The following is a 19,103-nucleotide window of genomic DNA, read 5'->3' on the forward strand; positions in this document are numbered from 1 at the left end:
ATTTCAGTCTCCTATTCTACTAATAACAAAAATCTCAAAAACTTATGATACATCAAGACTATTTGGATAAAACGATTTCAACATGATTTTTATAGTACCTCTTGTTTTTAATAGTTATATCATGCTACTTGAGGTACTTTATGGCCTTATTCTGGAATCAGACTTGGTATCATTTTTATCAGTGCACAAAACTGAAAGGTCTACGGGGTAAATATGCAAATTTGACGCTGAGTAGCTGGATAAGGCTTGTAAATAATGAGGTTTTGTGGAAAAAATACTAGTTACCTTCCTGAACTATTATTAAAAGTTAAAATATAGTAGAATAATTCTATTAACATATGGTAGTATAGATCTAGTTTAGTAGTTAATTAGACTCATATAACAGATTGTTAGATTTATATTAATCAGCTAACAACCTGTTAAAACGATTTTTGATGGATAATACATAAGACTTTAGGAGGATAACATGAGTAAAAAGAAGAAACTACGTGGAGCAGTTGTTAGTGCTCTAAGTTTGAGTATGGCATTGTCTTCGCTTAGTGCTGTATCTGCACAATCTGTAAATGATGTACAAGGACACTGGGCAGAGCAACAAATTCAAAGCTGGATTGAGAATGGAAGTTTGAAAGGTTATCAAGATGGTTCAGTAAAACCGAATAATTCAATTACACGCGCTGAATTCATTACTTTGGTTAATCGCATGTTTGGATTCACAGACACAGCCGAAGCGAATTTCAAAGACTTGTCTTCGTCTAACTGGGCATATAATGATGTAGCAAAAGCCCTTAAAGCTGGTTATGTGAAAGGATACTCGGATAATACCTTCCACCCTGGTTCCAACGTAAGTCGTCAGGAAGCTGCAACAATGATTTCAAATATTCTTGGATTGAACACTAGCAACACCGAAGAGATCAAACAATTCACAGATGCAGGAAAGATTCCTACGTGGAGCCAGGGGAGTGTTGCGGCAGTAATTAAGAAAGGAATCATGAAAGGGTATCCAGATGGAACATTCCAAGCCCAGAAGCAGCTAACTCGTGCAGAAGCGGTAGTGCTTATTGAATCTGCTATGAGTAACCGGGAAGTTGCTGCAGAATCAGTAAATATTGATAAGGCTGGAATTTACGGTAATACGCAAGAGACAAAGATAGTCAACGGCGATGTGATTATTAATGTGCCTGGTGTAACTCTGGAAAACTACGAAATTAAAGGTAATCTGTTACTTGCAGCAGGTATTGGCAGTGGAGACGTAACAATTAAAAACGTAAAAGTTCACGGCACCACTAACGTCGAGGGTGGCGGTGAAAATTCTATTCATTTCGTGGATTCAGTGCTGGTCAACATTTTAGTTAATAAAAAGGACGGTACAGTTCGTCTAGTAGCTGAAGGTACCACTAAAGCCCAGAAGGTTATTGTTCAATCATCAGCCAAGTTGGAAGAGAGCGATCTGAACGGCGAAGGTTTCACCGATGTTGAGCTGGCCAAAGAACTGCCAGCCAACGCAACAGTACAATTGAACGGTAAATTTGACGACGTTGATATCTTTAGCGCATCCGTATCCGTGAAATTGCTCAGTGGTTCGATTCAGGATGTAACAGTTGATGCTGCAGCTGCTAACAATACAATCCAACTGAGCAGTGGTGCGCAAGTTGTAAACTTGGTATTGAACGCCATCTCTAAACTACTGGGTGCTTCCAATATTACAACAGTAACACTTAATTCTGGTTCTCAAAATTCTACTTTTGATGCAAGACCGAGCAATGTCCAGGGTGACCAGAAAGGTAGCATTATTGTAAACACACCATCTACTGCAACTTCATCATCAAGTGGCGGTTCTTCTTCAGGTGGATCTTCTAGTGGTGGATCTGGGGGTGGTTCCACAGGTGGAGGCGGTGACCAAACGAAGGTGACATATACAGTGACTTTCAACCTCAACGGAGGAAATGGCAATGCTCCAACTGCAGCTACAGTGGAAACAGGTAAAACAGTGACTTTGCCAGCTGAACCTACAAGAGAGGGTTATGTCTTTGCAGGTTGGAACACAGGAGTTGATGGCAGCGGAACATCTGTGGACGGTACAACAGTGATCAACGGGAACACTACGGCATATGCACAATGGCATTTAGCCGCGCCAGCTAATGGATTAAAAACGCTTAACGTTGCCAGAGTAACCGCAACTGGAGCGAAGTTCTTAGCAGCAGGTTTAGTTAATGAGAGTGGTGCCGAAGTGCCAAGCACCCTGGGAGAAATCAAAGATTATATCGAGAACAAGTATGAAGTATCGTTCAATGCAGAAGCCATTTCGGTTGTAGATGGGAAAATCTCCATTACAGGAAGTGTGTTGAGTCCAGCGGATTGGGCCAAAGTGAAGGCTAACGGCAATAAAACAATTCCGTACCGCATTACATTGCTGGAGGATGGCACGAAGGTCAAAGCCGCTAAAATTGCGATGTATCAGGATGGAAATGCTGTGATTGAGTCCTTCCAGTCAGAGTAGGACAATTATAAGCACTGCAGTAGTAGAAGGCAAAAGCTAAAGAAACGAAATTTTTAGTGTTTAATATGGTTCGGAAAATATATTATTATGTAGCCTTATGGAGAGAGAGAACCTCCATAGGGCTATTTTTCTATGAAGTATACCCTAATAGATTGAAGGAGCTCGGAAACGGTTAATTACATCATCAAGCGCCTAATAAGACAATGCATGTTAATTAACGATTATGCCTCAAAATGGTGAAATATCGCGAAATATGGCGGCAAGCCTATGTTGGCTGATGTGGCTTGAACAGATGTCATTATTCGGTCACCAGGAGTTTTTACATGGCGCTTACATTCGTGTTATAATGAAGTGGCAAAGGAAAAGGAGGAGTGCCCTATGAATTTAAGTATTCGAGGTCAACAAATCGAGGTTACCGATGCTTTGAAGGATTATGTCGACAAAAAGTTGAGTAGACTCGAGAAGTATTTCGATGCACCCCTTAACTCTGACGGTGCTGTTACCCTGAGCACGACGAGAGGCTTGCATACAGTAGAGGTGACGATCCCTTTGAAAGGCATTGTGCTCCGCGCCGAGGATGAGAGTGACGATATGTACGCATCCATTGACTCCGTGGTGGACAAGCTGGAACGTCAGATCCGTAAACACAAAACGAAAATTAACCGTAAGTTCCGCCAGGAAGGCAGCCTGAAAACGCTCTTCGTCGAAGATCCGACAGGTACAGTGGCTACCGCTGAACTGGATGCGGAGACTGAAGATGATGACCTGGAAGTGGTACGGACGAAACGGTTTATGTTGAAACCGATGGACGTGGAAGAGGCTATCCTCCAAATGAACATGGTTGGCCACAATTTCTTCGTATTCTCCAACATTGAGAACGAAGAAGTCAGCGTTGTGTACAAACGGAACGATGGTAAATACGGTTTGATTGAACAAGGTTAACGGATTCAGTGAAACCTAACTTAGTTCAGTAACTGAACCAATGAACTGAAATGAAAAATGATTCCTTAATAATAACGAATGAAGACAGGGATACTTTGGATTCCTGTAATGGATTAAACTAACAAGAGCCTCCATCCTTTATGGGATGGGGCTCTTTTGTGCGTGCTGGCGCTGGAAAAAAGTCACTGAAGCAAGATTGTGAAACTATTTCCCATGCTACTGCGTCTAATAGATAGTAGGAATAGACAAATCTGTGCAAAGTGAATGCAAAATTATAAGTACTCACGGAGAAGTCGTTAAAGATGTATTCTTTTTCTCTATATTGAGATTTTCATCCAAATTTACCACCAAAATTCGTTAACCTGCCTTATCTTACTGGAAAATGAAACGATAGAATCCAGGGCTTCCGCTAACGACTATGATTTTTTGCACTTAAACTCCATCGGAGAGGCTTCAGAAGTTCAAAGAAGTGTGCCGTGGCGTGTTGCGGCGACCCTTACAAACTGTTACAATTTATGCAAGAGAATCATTGTCCTGATGGGGAATTGTCAACGAATGATCGCTAATCATAATCAATGACAGGCACAGCACCATGAACATGATTCATAAGGCTCGGTATTCGGCTTATTTCTAATAACCGGATCCGGTTGAATACCGAATCAGCTTCATGAGGGAACCTTGGCAAGCCTGGAGTTGATTCATCTATATTATTTTTTATATCGTTTGTCACCCCCGGGCAAGTGGATACATATCCATCCGATGGTGTCGCGTGGCGGCAGCAGGGGGTCTATTCTGTTTTGCACGAAAGGGGTATACCATGCTAGGACTTGTCAAAAAGATCTTCGGCGACATGAACGAACGTGATGTTAAACGTCTGATGAAGACAGTCGATGTGATCAATAAACTGGAACCACAATTTCAGGCTCTGTCTGATGAACAACTGAAATCCAAAACGGATGAATTCCGTGCCCGCATTGAAAAGGGAGAAACAACAGATGAACTTCTTCCTGAAGCATTTGCAACCGTACGTGAGGCATCTCGCCGTGTACTGGGCAAACGTCACTATGACGTACAGATGCTCGGAGGCATTGCCCTGCATGAAGGCCGGATTTCAGAGATGAAGACGGGTGAAGGTAAGACACTGGTAGGAACACTCCCGGTATACCTGAATGCATTGACGTCCAAAGGTGTACACGTGGTAACGGTCAATGATTATTTGGCTCAACGGGATAGCCAGGAAATGGGACAAATTTATGAATTCATGGGCATGACGGTAGGGGTTAACCTGAGCGGTATGGACCATGCTTTGAAACAACATGCTTATGCATGTGATATTACGTACGGAACGAATAATGAATTTGGCTTTGACTATCTGCGTGACAACATGGTGTTGTACAAAGAGCAGATGGTACAACGTCCTTTGTTCTTCTGTATCATTGATGAAGTGGACTCCATTCTGGTCGATGAGGCACGTACACCTCTGATCATTTCCGGACAAGCTCAGAAATCGACAGATCTGTACTATGCAGCTGACCGTTTCGTGAAACGTCTGGTTCCAGAAGAAGACTTTACGGTGGACATCAAGGTGAAATCCGTAGCTTTGACTGAAGCTGGTGTGGCGAAGGCGGAGAAAGCATTTGGTATCGAAAACTTGTATGATCATGCCAATGTTACGCTCAACCATCACATCGTACAGGGATTGAAAGCTAACGTAATCATGCGTCGTGACGTTGACTATGTGGTGAGTGATGAAGAAGTACTGATCGTCGATGAGTTCACAGGCCGTCTGATGGCAGGACGTCGTTATAGCGATGGATTGCACCAAGCGATCGAAGCCAAAGAAGGCATTGAAGTACAGAACGAGAGCATGACTCTTGCTACAATTACATTCCAGAACTATTTCCGGATGTACCGCAAGCTCGCCGGAATGACGGGTACAGCGAAGACCGAGGAAGAAGAGTTTAAAAAAATCTACGGTCTCGAAGTATTGCAGATTCCAACCAACCGTCCAAACAAACGGGATGATATGGCTGATGTGGTGTACAAGAGCATCGATGGCAAGTTCAACGCGGTTGTGGAAGAAATCGTGGCACGTCACAGCAAGAACCAACCGGTTCTGGTTGGTACGGTCTCCATCGAAAACTCCGAGCGTATTTCTGATATGCTGAAACGCCGTGGTGTCCGTCACCAGGTATTGAACGCCAAATATCACGCGGAAGAAGCGGAGATCATCACAGGAGCTGGACAAGCCGGTGCAGTAACGATTGCAACCAACATGGCTGGACGGGGTACAGATATTATCCTGGGCGAAGGTGTAGCTGAAGTGGGCGGCCTTCATATCATCGGTACAGAGCGTCACGAATCTCGCCGGATTGATAACCAGCTGCGTGGACGTGCAGGACGTCAGGGTGACCCGGGTTCTACACAGTTCTACCTGTCACTGGGTGATGAGCTGATGAGACGTTTCGGTGCAGACAATGTACTGAACATGATGGAGCGTCTTGGTTTTGAAGAAGACCAACCGATTGAGAGCCGGATGATTACCCGTGCGGTAGAGTCGGCACAAAAACGCGTTGAAGGTAATAACTTTGACGTACGTAAAGTCGTTCTCCAATATGATGATGTCATGAACCAACAACGTGAAATTATATATAAACAACGCCGTGAGGTGCTTGAGTCCGAGAATATCAAACAGATCGTTATGGATATGATCAAGCCTTCCATTGAACGTATTGTGGAAGCTCATTGCAGTGATGATATTCCGGAAAACTGGGAACTGCAGGAAGTTGCTGACTACATGAACAGCAAACTGCTGGATGAAGGTTCAGTAACGAAAGATGATCTGTGGGGCAAAGAAGCAGAAGAGATTATTGACTACCTGTTTGAGAAAGTTCAGAACAAGTACAATGCACGTGAAGAGCGAATCGGTGAAGAGATGGTTCGTGAATTCGAGAAAGTGGTTGTGCTCCGTGCAGTAGATAGCAAATGGATGGATCATATTGATGCGATGGATCAATTGCGTCAAGGTATCCACCTTCGTGCCTACGGCGGTACAGATCCACTGCGTGAGTACCAGTTCGAAGGCTTCGAGATGTTCCATCAGATGATTGCTTCGATTCAGGAAGAAGTGGCAACCTATGTGATGAGAGCACAAATCGAGAGCAATCAGGAGCGTCAAGCGGTTGTGGACGAAAGTCAGATCTCGACAAGCGGAGAACCTACTGAGAAACGTCCGGTAAAAGTGTCTGACCAAATCGGACGTAACGATGCTTGTCCATGTGGCAGCGGCAAAAAGTTCAAACACTGCCACGGTCAAGAGTAGTTAAACGACTCTCTTATATACCCTGTGTATAAGTTGGAACTGAATGGAGAGTGCAGAAGGAATCTGAAGAAGCGGAGCTAAAAGCTTTCTGAAAGAAAGCTACATCGGAAGCATACGCTGCGCCTTTATCACAGGTTTTTTCCCTTGTGAGAGGGAATCAAAAAAATCTGGGGATAAGAGCGATTGGAAGATGCTACTGCAATCGGAGTGGTAAGGTATAACGAATGCTGGCTCAACTTAAATAGAATGACATGAACGGCTCCTTGCAGCCGGGTATTCCAAATGATCAAGTGAAGGATGCATAACCTGTAATTGGTGCATAGTTATAACTATGTGACCATGAACATGGAGAAGAGGATTGCCGACATAAAGGTAACCCAGACTCCAAGGTGAAACATCGGAAACTTGATCTAGAGGAATGCCCTGGATGCGGGGAGCTTATCTTAATGAAAAGAGGAATTGCACATGATCGATCCAAGCGTGAAGCAGGACCTGCGTGAAATTGGCAAGAAACTAACAAATCTTAGGGGGTCTCTTTGACTTAGATCTTAAGCAAGAGATGATTGAGAATTTCGAAGTGAAGATGTCCGCCCCGGATTTCTGGGATGATAATGATAAGGCACAATCTTTAATCGCTGAGCTGAACGGGGTAAAGGGATCTGTGGATCAATACACCAAGCTGCAGCAAGATTATGATGATGCGGTCATGATGGCAGAACTGGCTGACGAAGAAGGCGATGATGATCTGGCTGTGGAGATCGGCAACAGCGTGACAGCCATCGTGAGAAAGGTAGAAGAGTTCGAGCTACAGCTTCTCCTGAATCAGCCGTATGACAAGATGAATGCGATTCTCGAGCTTCACCCAGGTGCTGGTGGTACCGAGTCACAAGACTGGGGACAGATGCTGATGCGGATGTATACACGCTGGGCCGAGAAACGTGGCTTCAAGGTTGAGGTGCTGGATTATCTGGCAGGAGATGAAGCAGGCATCAAGAGTGTCACGCTATCCATCAAGGGGCATAATGCTTATGGGTATCTGAAAGCCGAAAAGGGTGTCCACCGATTGGTGCGGATATCACCTTTTGACTCCTCGGGACGCAGGCACACTTCCTTCGTATCCTGTGATGTGGTTCCTGAGATTGATGACACGATTGAATTGGATATTCGAACAGAAGATCTCAAGATCGATACGTACCGCGCGAGCGGCGCGGGTGGGCAGCATATCAACACCACCGACTCAGCCGTACGGATTACTCACCTTCCAACAGGTGTGGTGGTAACGTGTCAGAATGAACGTTCACAGATCAAGAACCGTGAGCGGGCGATGACGATGCTCCGTTCGAAATTGTATGAGCGTAAAATTGAAGAACAAAAACAGCATCTGGACGAAATCCGAGGAGAACAGTCGGAAATTGCGTGGGGTAGCCAGATTCGCTCCTATGTGTTCCATCCCTATAGTATGGTAAAGGATCACCGTACGAGCGTAGAGACGGGAAACACTGGTGCAGTAATGGATGGCGACCTCGATGGATTCATCGATGGTTATTTGCGCAGCCAGATTAAAGTAGAAACTGATTAATCAAAAGTTCCTGTATAGACCTGATACGTGTAGACGTATGCTGGTGTATATAGGGGCTTTTTTTTGAACATATATACAAAAAAAGGAGAGCACGATGACATGCAGCAGCAACAGCAGTTACAAAATAACCGCAAGAAGAGGTTAACCACTCTCATTCCCCTGAACGGCCCTTGGAGAAACGTTGTGGATACCGTATCCATCATTTTAGGTTCGTTTTTGATTGCCGTGGCCTTTAATTTATTTTTACTACCGAACCAGATTGCTTCAGGTGGGGTATCCGGGTTATCAATATTGGGCAAACAATGGCTGGGGCTTGAACCGGCATACACCCAGTGGGCCATTAATATTCCGCTTCTAATCGCGGGTTTTCTCTTGATTGGCAAGCAGTATGGTATACGTTCTGTACTCGGCAGCGTTGTACTGCCACTGTTTGTATTTCTCACAAAAGACTGGGCTATTCCAACAACGAATCCGCTGCTCGGTTCACTCTATGGAGGAATTGGGGTTGGTCTCGGGATTGGGATCGTCTATCGGGGGAGAGGTTCAACAGGAGGCATGAGTATTCTTGCCAGAATCGTTCAGAAATACAGCGGACTGAGTTACTCTATTTGCGTAGTGATAATGGATGCTACAGTTATTATTATGGCTGCCTTTGTATTGTCATTGGAACAGTCACTCTTTGCCCTAATCGGGTTATACGTTACAGGAAAAGTAATTGATTCCATCGAAATGGGACTTGGTTATTCCAAGGTAGCTTACATTATTTCCAACCAGACCGAACCGATTACGAAGGTGATTCTGGATGATCTGGATCGTGGGCTGACGAAGCTGGAGGCAAAAGGTGGCTACACCGACGATCAGCGAACCGTCCTGATGGTGGTCGTTGGACAGAATGAGGTGCCGAGACTAAAAGCTTTAATTCGGTCCGTGGACCCTGGGGCTTTTGTCATTATTAGCAATGCGCATGAAGTACTGGGTGAAGGCTTTAAGCGTGGGGAATTGTAAGGCACAGCGAGTAGGCACTCTAGCATTGAACTTAACATTCACATAATAACAGAGAGCAATGTAGAGGTCATTCGTTTAACTTATAAGAAGAAAGTAAACATATAATCTAAAAAAAGCAGGTACTCCTCCACCAGACATAGCTGGAAAGGAAGAACCTGCTTTTTGTTTTGTCTTTTGGAACGAAAATCACTGTACTACTTACTATCTGCTATAACTACTGTATTTACAGAATCGGAGACAGCAGACGAGAAATCGCTTCTTTAATTTTGATCTTCACACTGCGATTATTGTATTCATCAAGCGTCATCTCACGGGATACAAGAAGATCATGCTCAAATGTCTGCACAAGAGTAGTCGCAATCGCTTCATCATACATAAAGGCATTAACCTCAAAGTTCAGACGGAAGCTGCGGTAATCAATATTAGCGGTTCCCACGGATGCAACCATACTGTCGATAATGAGCGTTTTGGCATGAATAAAGCCGTTATCGTATATAAATACGGTTGCCCCTACTTTTAACAACTCACCGATATAAGATAGTGTAGCCCAATATACGAAGGCGTGATCCGGTTTATTTGGAATCATAATTCGAACATCGATTCCTGACAGGCACGCAAGACGAATGGCTTCGAATACACTGGCATCTGGGATAAAATAAGGCGTCTGAATCAGAATGGAATGTTTAGCTCCATTAATCATTTTCAGATAACTGTTCTTAATATGCTCTGTCTCTGCATCCGGTCCGCTAGATACAATCTGCATGGCGGTTGTTCCTGTGCCCTCTATATGAGGGAAATGCGCCGGAACATACGGGGTATCGTGCTGCTTGGACGCTTCATTCCAATCGAGAAGAAAACGAGTCTGAAGAGCATGAACAGCATTACCCTGAATACGTAAATGAGTATCGCGCCAGTAACCGAACTTGGAATTCAAGCCGAGATATTCATCCCCTACATTAAACCCGCCTGTATATCCAAGGTTGCCATCAATGATGACGATTTTACGGTGATTTCGGTAGTTCATACGCAGGTTAATCAGACTGAATTTGGAGGGGAAAAAGACCTCAACCAAACCGCCTGCTTCGCGCAATTCTTTGAAAAAGCGTTTGGATACCCGCCGTGATCCCAGCGCGTCATACAGCAGACGAACTTTGACACCTTCGCGTGCTTTACGAATAAGTGCATCCCGGATTCTTTTGCCGAGTCGGTCACCTCTATAAATGTAGTATTGCACATGAACATGATCCTGTGCTGCTTCGATATCATCGAGCAACCGCTGAAATTTGTCTGTACCGTCGGTAATAATCTCGACTGCATTGTCTTCCGTCAACAGAGCATCGTTTTGCTTCAGATTCATATAAATCATGTCCTGACTACTCTCTGTCGCTTGATTACGGAAAGGTGTTCTATTGTCTTGCAGCTGTGCAAGCTGGGAAGCAATACGTTCTTCAAGCCCAAGCTTCTTGCGCTCTTTCCACTGGAAAAGTCGGTAGCGCGTCAGGTTTTGCCCTGTTAATAAGTAGAGTACAAACCCGAACACCGGAATAAAGTTCAAGACGAGCAGCCAAGCCCAGGATGCACTGGCATCCTTTCGTTCGAAGAAAACGACCGCTGCAGCGAAAATAATATTCAGGCCCAGGAGTACAACAAGTAAAATGGATTCGATATGCACTGTAGTCCCCCATGTCTCATAATGACCATCATGAATCCATTCATAAACCCTTCTTCGTGTAGATTGATTATGAATTAGACCCTGGTTGTAATGTTTCCTATAATACGTATTTTAGCAGAAGTATACGGGTTCGTCCGCAGATGTTGGAAAGATATGTTCGGAAGCGATGAGAATCCATGTAAAATTGATGATAGAGTGTTGTATTTATATAACTAGAGTCGTATAATAATACACAAATATGCATAGAAGCGACGGAATTGCTGTATGAAAGCTCATTGGGAGCAGGAGAACAGTATAAGTAGCGCATACGACAAGATTGGGGGAGCGAGAGTGAATAACAAATTAAAAGTGGCAATCGTCGGTTCCACCGGCTACGGCGGGGTGGAGCTGATTCGTTTTTTCCAGAACCATCCGCAGGTTGAAATTACTTCGGTAATCTCTTCATCCAGCAGTGGTGAGTCCATCGCAGATGGATTCCCGCATTTGACGGACGTGATTCAGAGGCCACTCGACGGCGTAGACCCGGCTGAGATCGCAAGTCGTGCAGATCTGGTGTTCACAGCGACCCCGTCTGGTGTAAGCGCAAAGCTCGTTCCAAGCCTGCTTGAAGCAGGTCTTAAGGTCATTGATCTGTCTGGAGATTTCAGACTCAAGGATGGAACGGTGTATGAAGAGTGGTATAAACATCCGGCACCATCTGAATCATTGCTGGAACAGGCGGTATACGGCATGGCAGAGGTGTATGGCGACAAAGTGAAGGGCAAGAACTTTATTTCCAACCCAGGCTGCTACCCAACGGCTACGTTACTCGGATTGATTCCAGCTGTTGAGGCAGGATGGATTGACCCTTCCAGTATCATCATTGATGCCAAATCCGGCGTATCGGGTGCGGGACGGGGAACAAGTCTGACGAATCATTATGCAGAGATGAATGAGAATTTTAAAGCATATAAACTGAACAAACATCAGCATATTCCCGAAATTGAGCAAGAGCTGGGAAATATCACTGGATCTCCTGTCACAGTAACGTTCACAACTCAACTGGTGCCAATGACTCGCGGAATCATGAGTACGATGTATGCTAATTTAACTGGTGAATATAGTGACCGTGAAATCGTTGATCTGTACCGTAAATATTATGAAAATCGTCCGTTCGTGCGTGTACGTGAGCCGGGGATCTGGCCTTCAACGAAGGAAGTGTACGGATCGAACTATTGTGATATCGGATTTGCAGCTGATCCTCGTACAGGTCGTTTGACGATTATTTCGGTCATCGACAACCTGGTAAAAGGTGCATCCGGGCAAGCCATTCAAAATATGAACCTGATGATGGGATGGGAGGAGAACCTCGGGCTGAACATGACTCCAGTATATCCATAAGGGTTGAATCATTGGGAGAGCGTCTAGACGCAATTCCGATACAATGTGGGGAAAACGGATCAGGCAAAGCAAGCGGACAATCGGCATGCAGCCGAACGCATAACGGGGGATAACATATGGGAACGAATGTGGAGCAAAAGGCTTTTACTATAGTTGAGAACGGAACGATTGTAACCCCGCTCGGGTTCACTGCTGGTGGACTGCACTGCGGATTGAAAAAAACGTCTCGTAACGACATCGGAGCGATTCGCTGTGACGTGCCGGCAACTGCAGCTGCGGTGTATACAACGAACGTATTCCAAGCCGCACCTCTGAAAGTCACACGTGAGAGCTTGAGCAATGGACGCCTTCAGGCAGTCATCGTGAACAGCGGGAATGCCAATGCATGTACTGGACAACAAGGTGAAGAGGATGCCTACGCCATGCGTACGGCGGCCGCACGTGAGTTGGGTGTAGCAGAAGAGGATGTTGCTGTAGCTTCTACAGGTGTCATTGGTGAATTGCTGAAGATGGACGCTGTACACTCGGGGATTAGCGGACTTCCGGCACATTTGGGCAAGGAAGCAGAAGAGGCGGAGCATTTTTCCCAAGCTATTCTGACAACCGATTTGGTGAAAAAAGAAGCCTGCGTCTCCGTTGAGGTGAACGGCAAAACGATTACGATTGCGGGTGCTGCCAAGGGATCAGGGATGATTCATCCGAATATGGCGACCATGCTGGCTTTTATGACTTCTGATGCGGTCATTAGTGCAGAAGCGTTGCAGCGCCTGCTGCGTCAGGCGACCAATCATACATTTAACATGATTACAGTTGATGGAGATACGAGCACGAACGATATGCTTGTAGCCATGTCCAGCGGTCTGGCAGGGAACGAAGAACTGACCGTGGAACATCCGGATTGGGATGCTTTTGCTGCCGGATTCACTTATGTGTGCGAAGTGCTTGCCAAAGCCATTGCGCGCGATGGCGAAGGAGCAACCAAGCTGGTAGAAGTACAGGTAACGGGTGCCGTAAGTGATGAATCCGCGCAAGCTATTGCAAAGACTGTCATTGGGTCCAGCCTGGTGAAATCCGCCATGTTTGGCGCTGATGCCAACTGGGGACGGATTATTGCAGCCGTAGGGCGCGCGGGACAGCCGGTGAACCCGGAGATGGTGGATATCCGTCTGGGAGACATCTCTGTTCTCGCTCAATCCCGTCCAGTCGTATTCGACGAAGAAGCGGCGCTGGCCTACTTGCAGACCGATACCGTACGTATTGTAGTCGATCTGCACCACGGCGAGGGTACAGCCATTGCATGGGGCTGTGACCTGACGTACGACTATGTACGAATTAACGCGGCATACCGCACGTAATAAGCAACTATTTATATTTACACGTTAACGGAGAATGCTGCTTTCCTATGAGTAGCTGCTTCGTAAAATATGTTGAAAATGTATAAGGATTGAACTTTCTTTGGTGGTTTATAACTGCGAAGTTAGTGGAGAAGGCGGAATCGATTCTGTAGAAGCGAAGCGTTCGCCTTTGTCTCCGGGTTTTCCCCTCAAAAGAGGGGATTTAAAAAAACCTGGAGACAACAGCGATCGAAAGAACGATCCGGATTCGGAACGTCAGCCGAAGAATATTGCATCAATGAAGTGTTAATCTCGTTAAAACATTTGAATTGAAAGGAGTGCCCTCATGAATTCAACATTGCAAAATGAGAGTATCGGAACAGAGGCTGGTGCTGAGAAGCAGACGTTTGTAATGAAATGCGGAGGCAGTACGCTGGCGGCGTTGCCTGAATCCTTTTTTGCAGATCTGCGTGACTTGCAGTCCCAGGGAACTCAGCCTGTCATCGTACATGGCGGCGGTCCTGCGATCTCGGATAACTTGGCTAAGCTGGGCATTGAGACCGAGTTTGTGAACGGATTGCGCAAAACAACGGAACCCGTGCTGGACGTCGTGGAGATGGTTCTTGCGGGGAGTATTAACAAACAGATTGTACGTCTAATCCAACGTGTTGGTGGACGTGCACTGGGATTGTCGGGTGTGGACGGTGGTTTGATCCAAGCGAAACCGGTTAGCAACCATGCAGAGATCGGTTGGGTAGGTGACGTAACGGGCGTTAACGCGGAGATTATTCAAGGTATTGTGGGAATGGGCTATATGCCAGTTATTGCGCCAGTTGGTGTGGATGCAACCGGGCAGCGCTATAACATCAACGCGGATACAGCCGCAGGTGCGGTAGCTTCCCATCTCGGAGTGAGCCGGATGATCGTAGTGACTGATGTCCCTGGCATTATGAAGAATGTAGGTGGCGAGAAAAAAGTACTGCCATCTGTCTCTGTACAAGAGATCGAGGATATGATCCAAACCGGAGAAATCTATGGCGGCATGATTCCAAAGGTACGTGCAGCCATCGCTTGTATTCACGGAAAAGTGCGTGAGGTCATCATCGTAGATGGCAGCGAACCACAGATCCTGAGCCGTGTGCTTGGCGGAGAAACGATCGGAACCCGCATTATCCGTATGCAGTAAGGTGAAGTTGTGATAACCAGAGGAATCAACATTATGTACACGGCATTTTTTATATAAGGTGAACTGGACATGACACGAGAACGGAGAGTGCAGTACCAATCTGAAGAAACAAAAACGCGAGAACGGAGAGGACAGAAATAACCTGAAGAAGCGGAGCGTGCGCCTTTATCACTGGATTTCCACCTTTAAACAATTAATCAAAGAAATCTGGGGATAACAGCGATCGGAAGGTTGTTCTGTCATCGAAGTGGGAGTATGCATATGTTCGGAAGGTGGACTGCAATCGGAGTGGCCTTGTGGAAAGTAGGTTTAGCTTATATGGTTTGCCTAGTGTACTCATACCAACAAATAAGGAGTGATAGGTGATGGCAAAAGGCAATGAACAGCCAGGTTCTGGCACAGCAGTAGCGGGCGTAGCAACGACAGGTGCAGCGGCACAGACGGAAAGCTCTCTTTTCCAAACGTATGCGCGTTATCCAATCAGTTTGGTCAAAGGTAAAGGTAGCTGGCTGTGGGATGATCAGGGCAATCGTTATCTTGATTTCATGTGCGGGTTGGCTGTAACGAGTCTGGGCCATGCACCGGAGAAAGTCGGAGCCAAGCTGAAAGCTCAGATTGATGAGCTGTGGCATGTATCTAACCTGTTCCAGATTCCCGGTCAGGAAAAAGCAGCGGCTTTGTTGACTGCAAATACGTGCGCAGACGCTGTATTCTTTTGTAACAGTGGTGCAGAAGCGAATGAAGCGGCAATCAAACTGGCGCGTCGCTATCACCAGAAGGTAAAAGGCACAGGTCGGTACGAAGTCATTACATTTGCCCAATCCTTCCACGGACGGACACTCGCAACCTTGACAGCAACTGGGCAGGATAAGGTGAAAGAAGGATTTTTGCCATTGCCAGCCGGATTCGTAACTGTACCATTGCATGACACAGCGGCTCTCGAAGCTGCGATCGGACCCAATACAGCAGCGATTATGCTGGAGATGGTGCAAGCCGAGGGTGGCGTGCATCCGGTCAAACCAGATTTTGTTCACCACGTTCGGGAACTGTGTGAAGAGCACGGACTGCTGTTGATTGTAGACGAAGTACAGACGGGAATGGGACGTACAGGTAAACTGTTCGCGCATGAGCATTATGGCATTGAGCCGGACATTTTCACGGTAGCTAAAGGAATTGGTAGTGGATTCCCTGTAGGTGCGATGCTGGGTAAAGGTTATCTGAAGGATGCGTTTACTGCAGGCAGTCATGCAACAACGTTTGGCGGAACACCACTTGCTTCTTCCGTTGTCATTGCAACGATTGAAACCATGCTCGAAGATCACCTGCCTGAGCGTGCAGCTGAAATGGGCGAATACCTGATGAACTCTCTGCGGGAGCGTTTAGCTGGTAATTCGTTTGTAAAAGAAGTTCGGGGTATGGGGCTGCTTGTTGGAATCGAATGTGCTGAAGCAGTAGGCGACATCGTGCTTGCTGGTCAGAAGAGAGGCATTCTCTTTGTATCCGCAGGGCCGAATGTCATTCGTCTGCTTCCAAACTTGTATGTGAGCAAGGAAGAGATCGATGAGGCGGTATCCTTGGTTGCTTCGTTGATTGAAGAGCATGTAGCTGCGAAGAACGTCTAAAAAGACTGTATACAACCTTCTGACTCGGGGCCTTCGCGGGCCTCGAAGCGGAACCAAAATGATGAATCATGAATCCCTGTAGCCGCGCGGTAAACTAGCGGAAGATGAAAGTGAGTAGTCGGATGGCAAGATATCAACCTTCTACACTTTTCTGCCCATGCGGGTGCAGGGAACCGGAAATAAGGAGGACAACACTAACATGACACAAGCGCAACAGACGGAAAAGGTACAGAAGGTCGATCTTAGAGGCCGAGATTTTATTGAATTTATAGATTATACAGCGGAGGAAATTCGCTATTTGCTGGACCTTGCGATTGAGATTAAAGGCAAACAAAAAAACGGTGTGCCGTATAAGCCACTCCAAGGCAAAACGATCGGACTCATTTTTGAGAAATCATCTACACGTACGCGTGTATCCTTTGAAGTCGGCATGTTCCAATTGGGCGGACACGCGCTCTTCCTGAGCAAAAACGATATCCAACTCGGTCGCGGGGAAACGACACATGATACAGCCAAAGTCCTGTCACGTTACCTGGACGGCATCATGATTCGTACCTTTGGACACCATAATGTGACTGAACTGGCACAACATGCGGATATTCCAGTTATTAACGGCCTGAGCGATGCAGCACATCCATGCCAAGTACTCGCAGATTTCCAAACAGTGCTTGAGCACAAAGGAAAGCTGGAAGGTCTGAAAATGGCTTATGTCGGAGACGGCAATAACATGGCGCACTCCCTAATGCTTGGTGCAGCGAAGATGGGTATGCATGTTGCGGTAGCGACTCCGGAAGGATATGAGCCTGACAGCGCAGTTGTAGAGCAAGCGCGCAGCATTGCACAGGAAAGCGGCTCACAGGTGACAGTAACGTACAGTGCACAGGAAGCTGTGAAGGATGCAGATATCGTGTATACGGATGTATGGGCGAGCATGGGTTTTGAAGAGGAACAGAAGATTCGTGAACAAGCATTCGCTGCGTATCAGGTGGATGAGGAACTGATGAAAGGCGCGAAGCCTGATTATATGTTCCTGCACTGCCTGCCAGCTCACCGCGGAGAAGAAGTGAGTGCTGGAGTGATTGACGGTCCAAACTCCCTGATCTTTGATCAGGCGGAGAACCGACTGCATGCGCAGAAAGCATTGATGGCTGCGTTAATGAGTGAATAGATGCTGTTTGCCTGAATGGGTTGATTTTAGGCACAGATTTCGCGATGATAGATTAAGCAACTGAACTTGGGGAGGACCATCGAACATGGCTAAGGAAAAAATCGTACTCGCTTATTCTGGCGGGTTGGACACATCTGTAATTTTGAAATGGTTGAAAGAAACATATGATGCGGAGATTATCGCATTTACGGCGGATATCGGACAAAAGGATGAACTGGACGGCCTTGAGGAAAAAGCTCTCGCTACAGGCGCTTCCAAAGTGTACATCGACGATCTGCGCGACGAGTTCGCCAAAGATTTCATCTATCCAATGTTCCAAGCAGGTGCCCTTTATGAAGGACAATACCTGCTCGGTACAAGTATTGCACGTCCACTGATCGCTAAACGTATGGTGGATATTGCTCGTGCAGAAGGCGCTACAGCGATTGCTCACGGCGCTACGGGTAAAGGGAATGACCAGGTTCGCTTTGAGTTGAACGCAGCTGCGCTGACACCAGACATTCAAGTCATCGCGCCTTGGCGTCTGGAAGAGTTCCGCAACCAGTTCCCGGGACGTGCCGAAATGATCGCTTACGCTGAAAAACACGGCATTCCGGTAACCGCATCGGCGGCTAAACCGTACTCCACAGACCGTAACCTGCTGCATATCAGCTATGAGAGCGGCGTGTTGGAAGATCCTTGGTTCGATCCAAGTGCGGACGAGAACAAAGACATGTTCCTGCTTAGCAGTGCACCTGAAGATGCACCGGATCAAGCGGAATATGTTGAACTTGAATTTGAACAAGGCGACTGTGTTGCACTGAATGGTGAGCGCTTGAGCCCGCTGCAAGTGATGGAGCAGCTGAACGAACTTGGTGGCAAACATGGTATCGGCCGTGTGGACATGGTAGAAAACCGCTTTGTCGGCATGAAGAGCCGTGGCGTATACGAGACACCAGGTGGAACAATTCTGTTTACGGCACACCGCAAAATGGAATCCATCACGATGGACCGTGAAGTCATGAACCTGCGTGATAGTCTGATCACACGTTACAGCACACTCGTTTACAACGGCTTCTGGTTCGCACCAGAACGTCTGGCGCTGCAAGCGCTGGTGACTGAAAGCCAGAAAAATGTAACAGGTACCGTTCGTGTGAAACTGTATAAAGGTAACATCATCGGCGCAGGTGTGAAAAGCCCTGTCAGCCTGTACAATCCTGACATTGCCACGATGGAAGCTGATCCAACGCAAGCATACGATCAAGGGGATGCAACTGGCTTTATCCGCCTGAACGCGTTGCGTTTGAAAGTAAATTCCGGTGTGGAACAAAACAAAAACTAATCTCATTATGCAGCATATAAAGCTTCACGATAATAACTGACAAGGCGGGCCGTTCTTGCACATCTGGCAGGAGCG

At 46.4% G+C, this 19,103-nt stretch carries 12 protein-coding genes; 11 read left to right on the forward strand and 1 reads right to left on the reverse strand.

The window, feature by feature from the left end; all coding sequences use genetic code 11:
• Positions 1–466 precede the first annotated feature (466 nt).
• From gpAD87_RS27495 to gpAD87_RS27515, 5 genes are all read left to right on the forward strand, one after another.
• Complete coding sequence (locus tag gpAD87_RS27495) at positions 467–2,497, forward strand: S-layer homology domain-containing protein (RefSeq protein WP_064641938.1); 2,031 nt, start codon at positions 467–469, stop codon at positions 2,495–2,497.
• Between the two features lie 378 nt (positions 2,498–2,875).
• A complete protein-coding gene (gene hpf / locus gpAD87_RS27500) occupies positions 2,876–3,439 on the forward strand; it encodes a ribosome hibernation-promoting factor, HPF/YfiA family (protein ID WP_053779540.1) in 564 nt (187 codons plus the stop codon).
• An 817-nt stretch (positions 3,440–4,256) separates the two neighbouring features.
• A complete protein-coding gene (gene secA, locus gpAD87_RS27505; RefSeq protein WP_063567525.1) occupies positions 4,257–6,761 on the forward strand; it encodes a preprotein translocase subunit SecA in 2,505 nt (834 codons plus the stop codon).
• Positions 6,762–7,226: 465 nt separating this feature from the next.
• A protein-coding gene (gene prfB / locus gpAD87_RS27510; RefSeq protein WP_157258584.1) for a peptide chain release factor 2 occupies positions 7,227–8,340 on the forward strand; the annotation gives its coding sequence in 2 pieces (ribosomal slippage) (positions 7,227–7,298 and positions 7,300–8,340; 1,113 coding nt in all).
• A 99-nt stretch (positions 8,341–8,439) separates the two neighbouring features.
• On the forward strand, positions 8,440–9,345 hold the full coding sequence (locus gpAD87_RS27515) for a YitT family protein (protein ID WP_064641940.1): 906 nt from the start codon (positions 8,440–8,442) through the stop codon (positions 9,343–9,345).
• A 223-nt stretch (positions 9,346–9,568) separates the two neighbouring features.
• Here gpAD87_RS27515 and cls read toward each other — a convergent pair whose 3' ends face one another.
• On the reverse strand, positions 9,569–11,017 hold the full coding sequence (gene cls / locus gpAD87_RS27520) for a cardiolipin synthase (protein ID WP_064641941.1): 1,449 nt from the start codon (positions 11,015–11,017) through the stop codon (positions 9,569–9,571).
• Positions 11,018–11,347: 330 nt separating this feature from the next.
• Here cls and argC point away from each other — a divergent pair, with 330 nt between their 5' ends.
• The 6 genes from argC (at position 11,348) to gpAD87_RS27550 (ending at position 19,028) form a co-directional block, all read left to right on the forward strand.
• Entirely contained in the window at positions 11,348–12,397 is a 1,050-nt protein-coding gene (gene argC, locus gpAD87_RS27525) for an N-acetyl-gamma-glutamyl-phosphate reductase (protein WP_064641942.1), read from the forward strand.
• Positions 12,398–12,513: 116 nt separating this feature from the next.
• A complete protein-coding gene (gene argJ / locus gpAD87_RS27530) occupies positions 12,514–13,752 on the forward strand; it encodes a bifunctional glutamate N-acetyltransferase/amino-acid acetyltransferase ArgJ (RefSeq protein WP_064641943.1) in 1,239 nt (412 codons plus the stop codon).
• 325 nt (positions 13,753–14,077) lie between these two features.
• A complete protein-coding gene (argB, locus tag gpAD87_RS27535) occupies positions 14,078–14,917 on the forward strand; it encodes an acetylglutamate kinase (RefSeq protein WP_064641944.1) in 840 nt (279 codons plus the stop codon).
• Positions 14,918–15,282: 365 nt separating this feature from the next.
• Complete coding sequence (locus tag gpAD87_RS27540; protein WP_064641945.1) at positions 15,283–16,539, forward strand: acetylornithine transaminase; 1,257 nt, start codon at positions 15,283–15,285, stop codon at positions 16,537–16,539.
• A 199-nt stretch (positions 16,540–16,738) separates the two neighbouring features.
• Positions 16,739–17,707 (forward strand): ornithine carbamoyltransferase, encoded by a 969-nt coding sequence (gene argF, locus gpAD87_RS27545; RefSeq protein ID WP_064641946.1) that lies wholly within the window; start codon positions 16,739–16,741, stop codon positions 17,705–17,707.
• An 85-nt stretch (positions 17,708–17,792) separates the two neighbouring features.
• Positions 17,793–19,028 (forward strand): argininosuccinate synthase, encoded by a 1,236-nt coding sequence (locus gpAD87_RS27550; RefSeq protein WP_063567516.1) that lies wholly within the window; start codon positions 17,793–17,795, stop codon positions 19,026–19,028.
• Positions 19,029–19,103 lie beyond the last annotated feature (75 nt).

Origin of the sequence: Paenibacillus sp. AD87 (assembly GCF_001659845.1) — a bacterium.
Taxonomy (GTDB): domain Bacteria; phylum Bacillota; class Bacilli; order Paenibacillales; family Paenibacillaceae; genus Paenibacillus; species Paenibacillus marchantiae.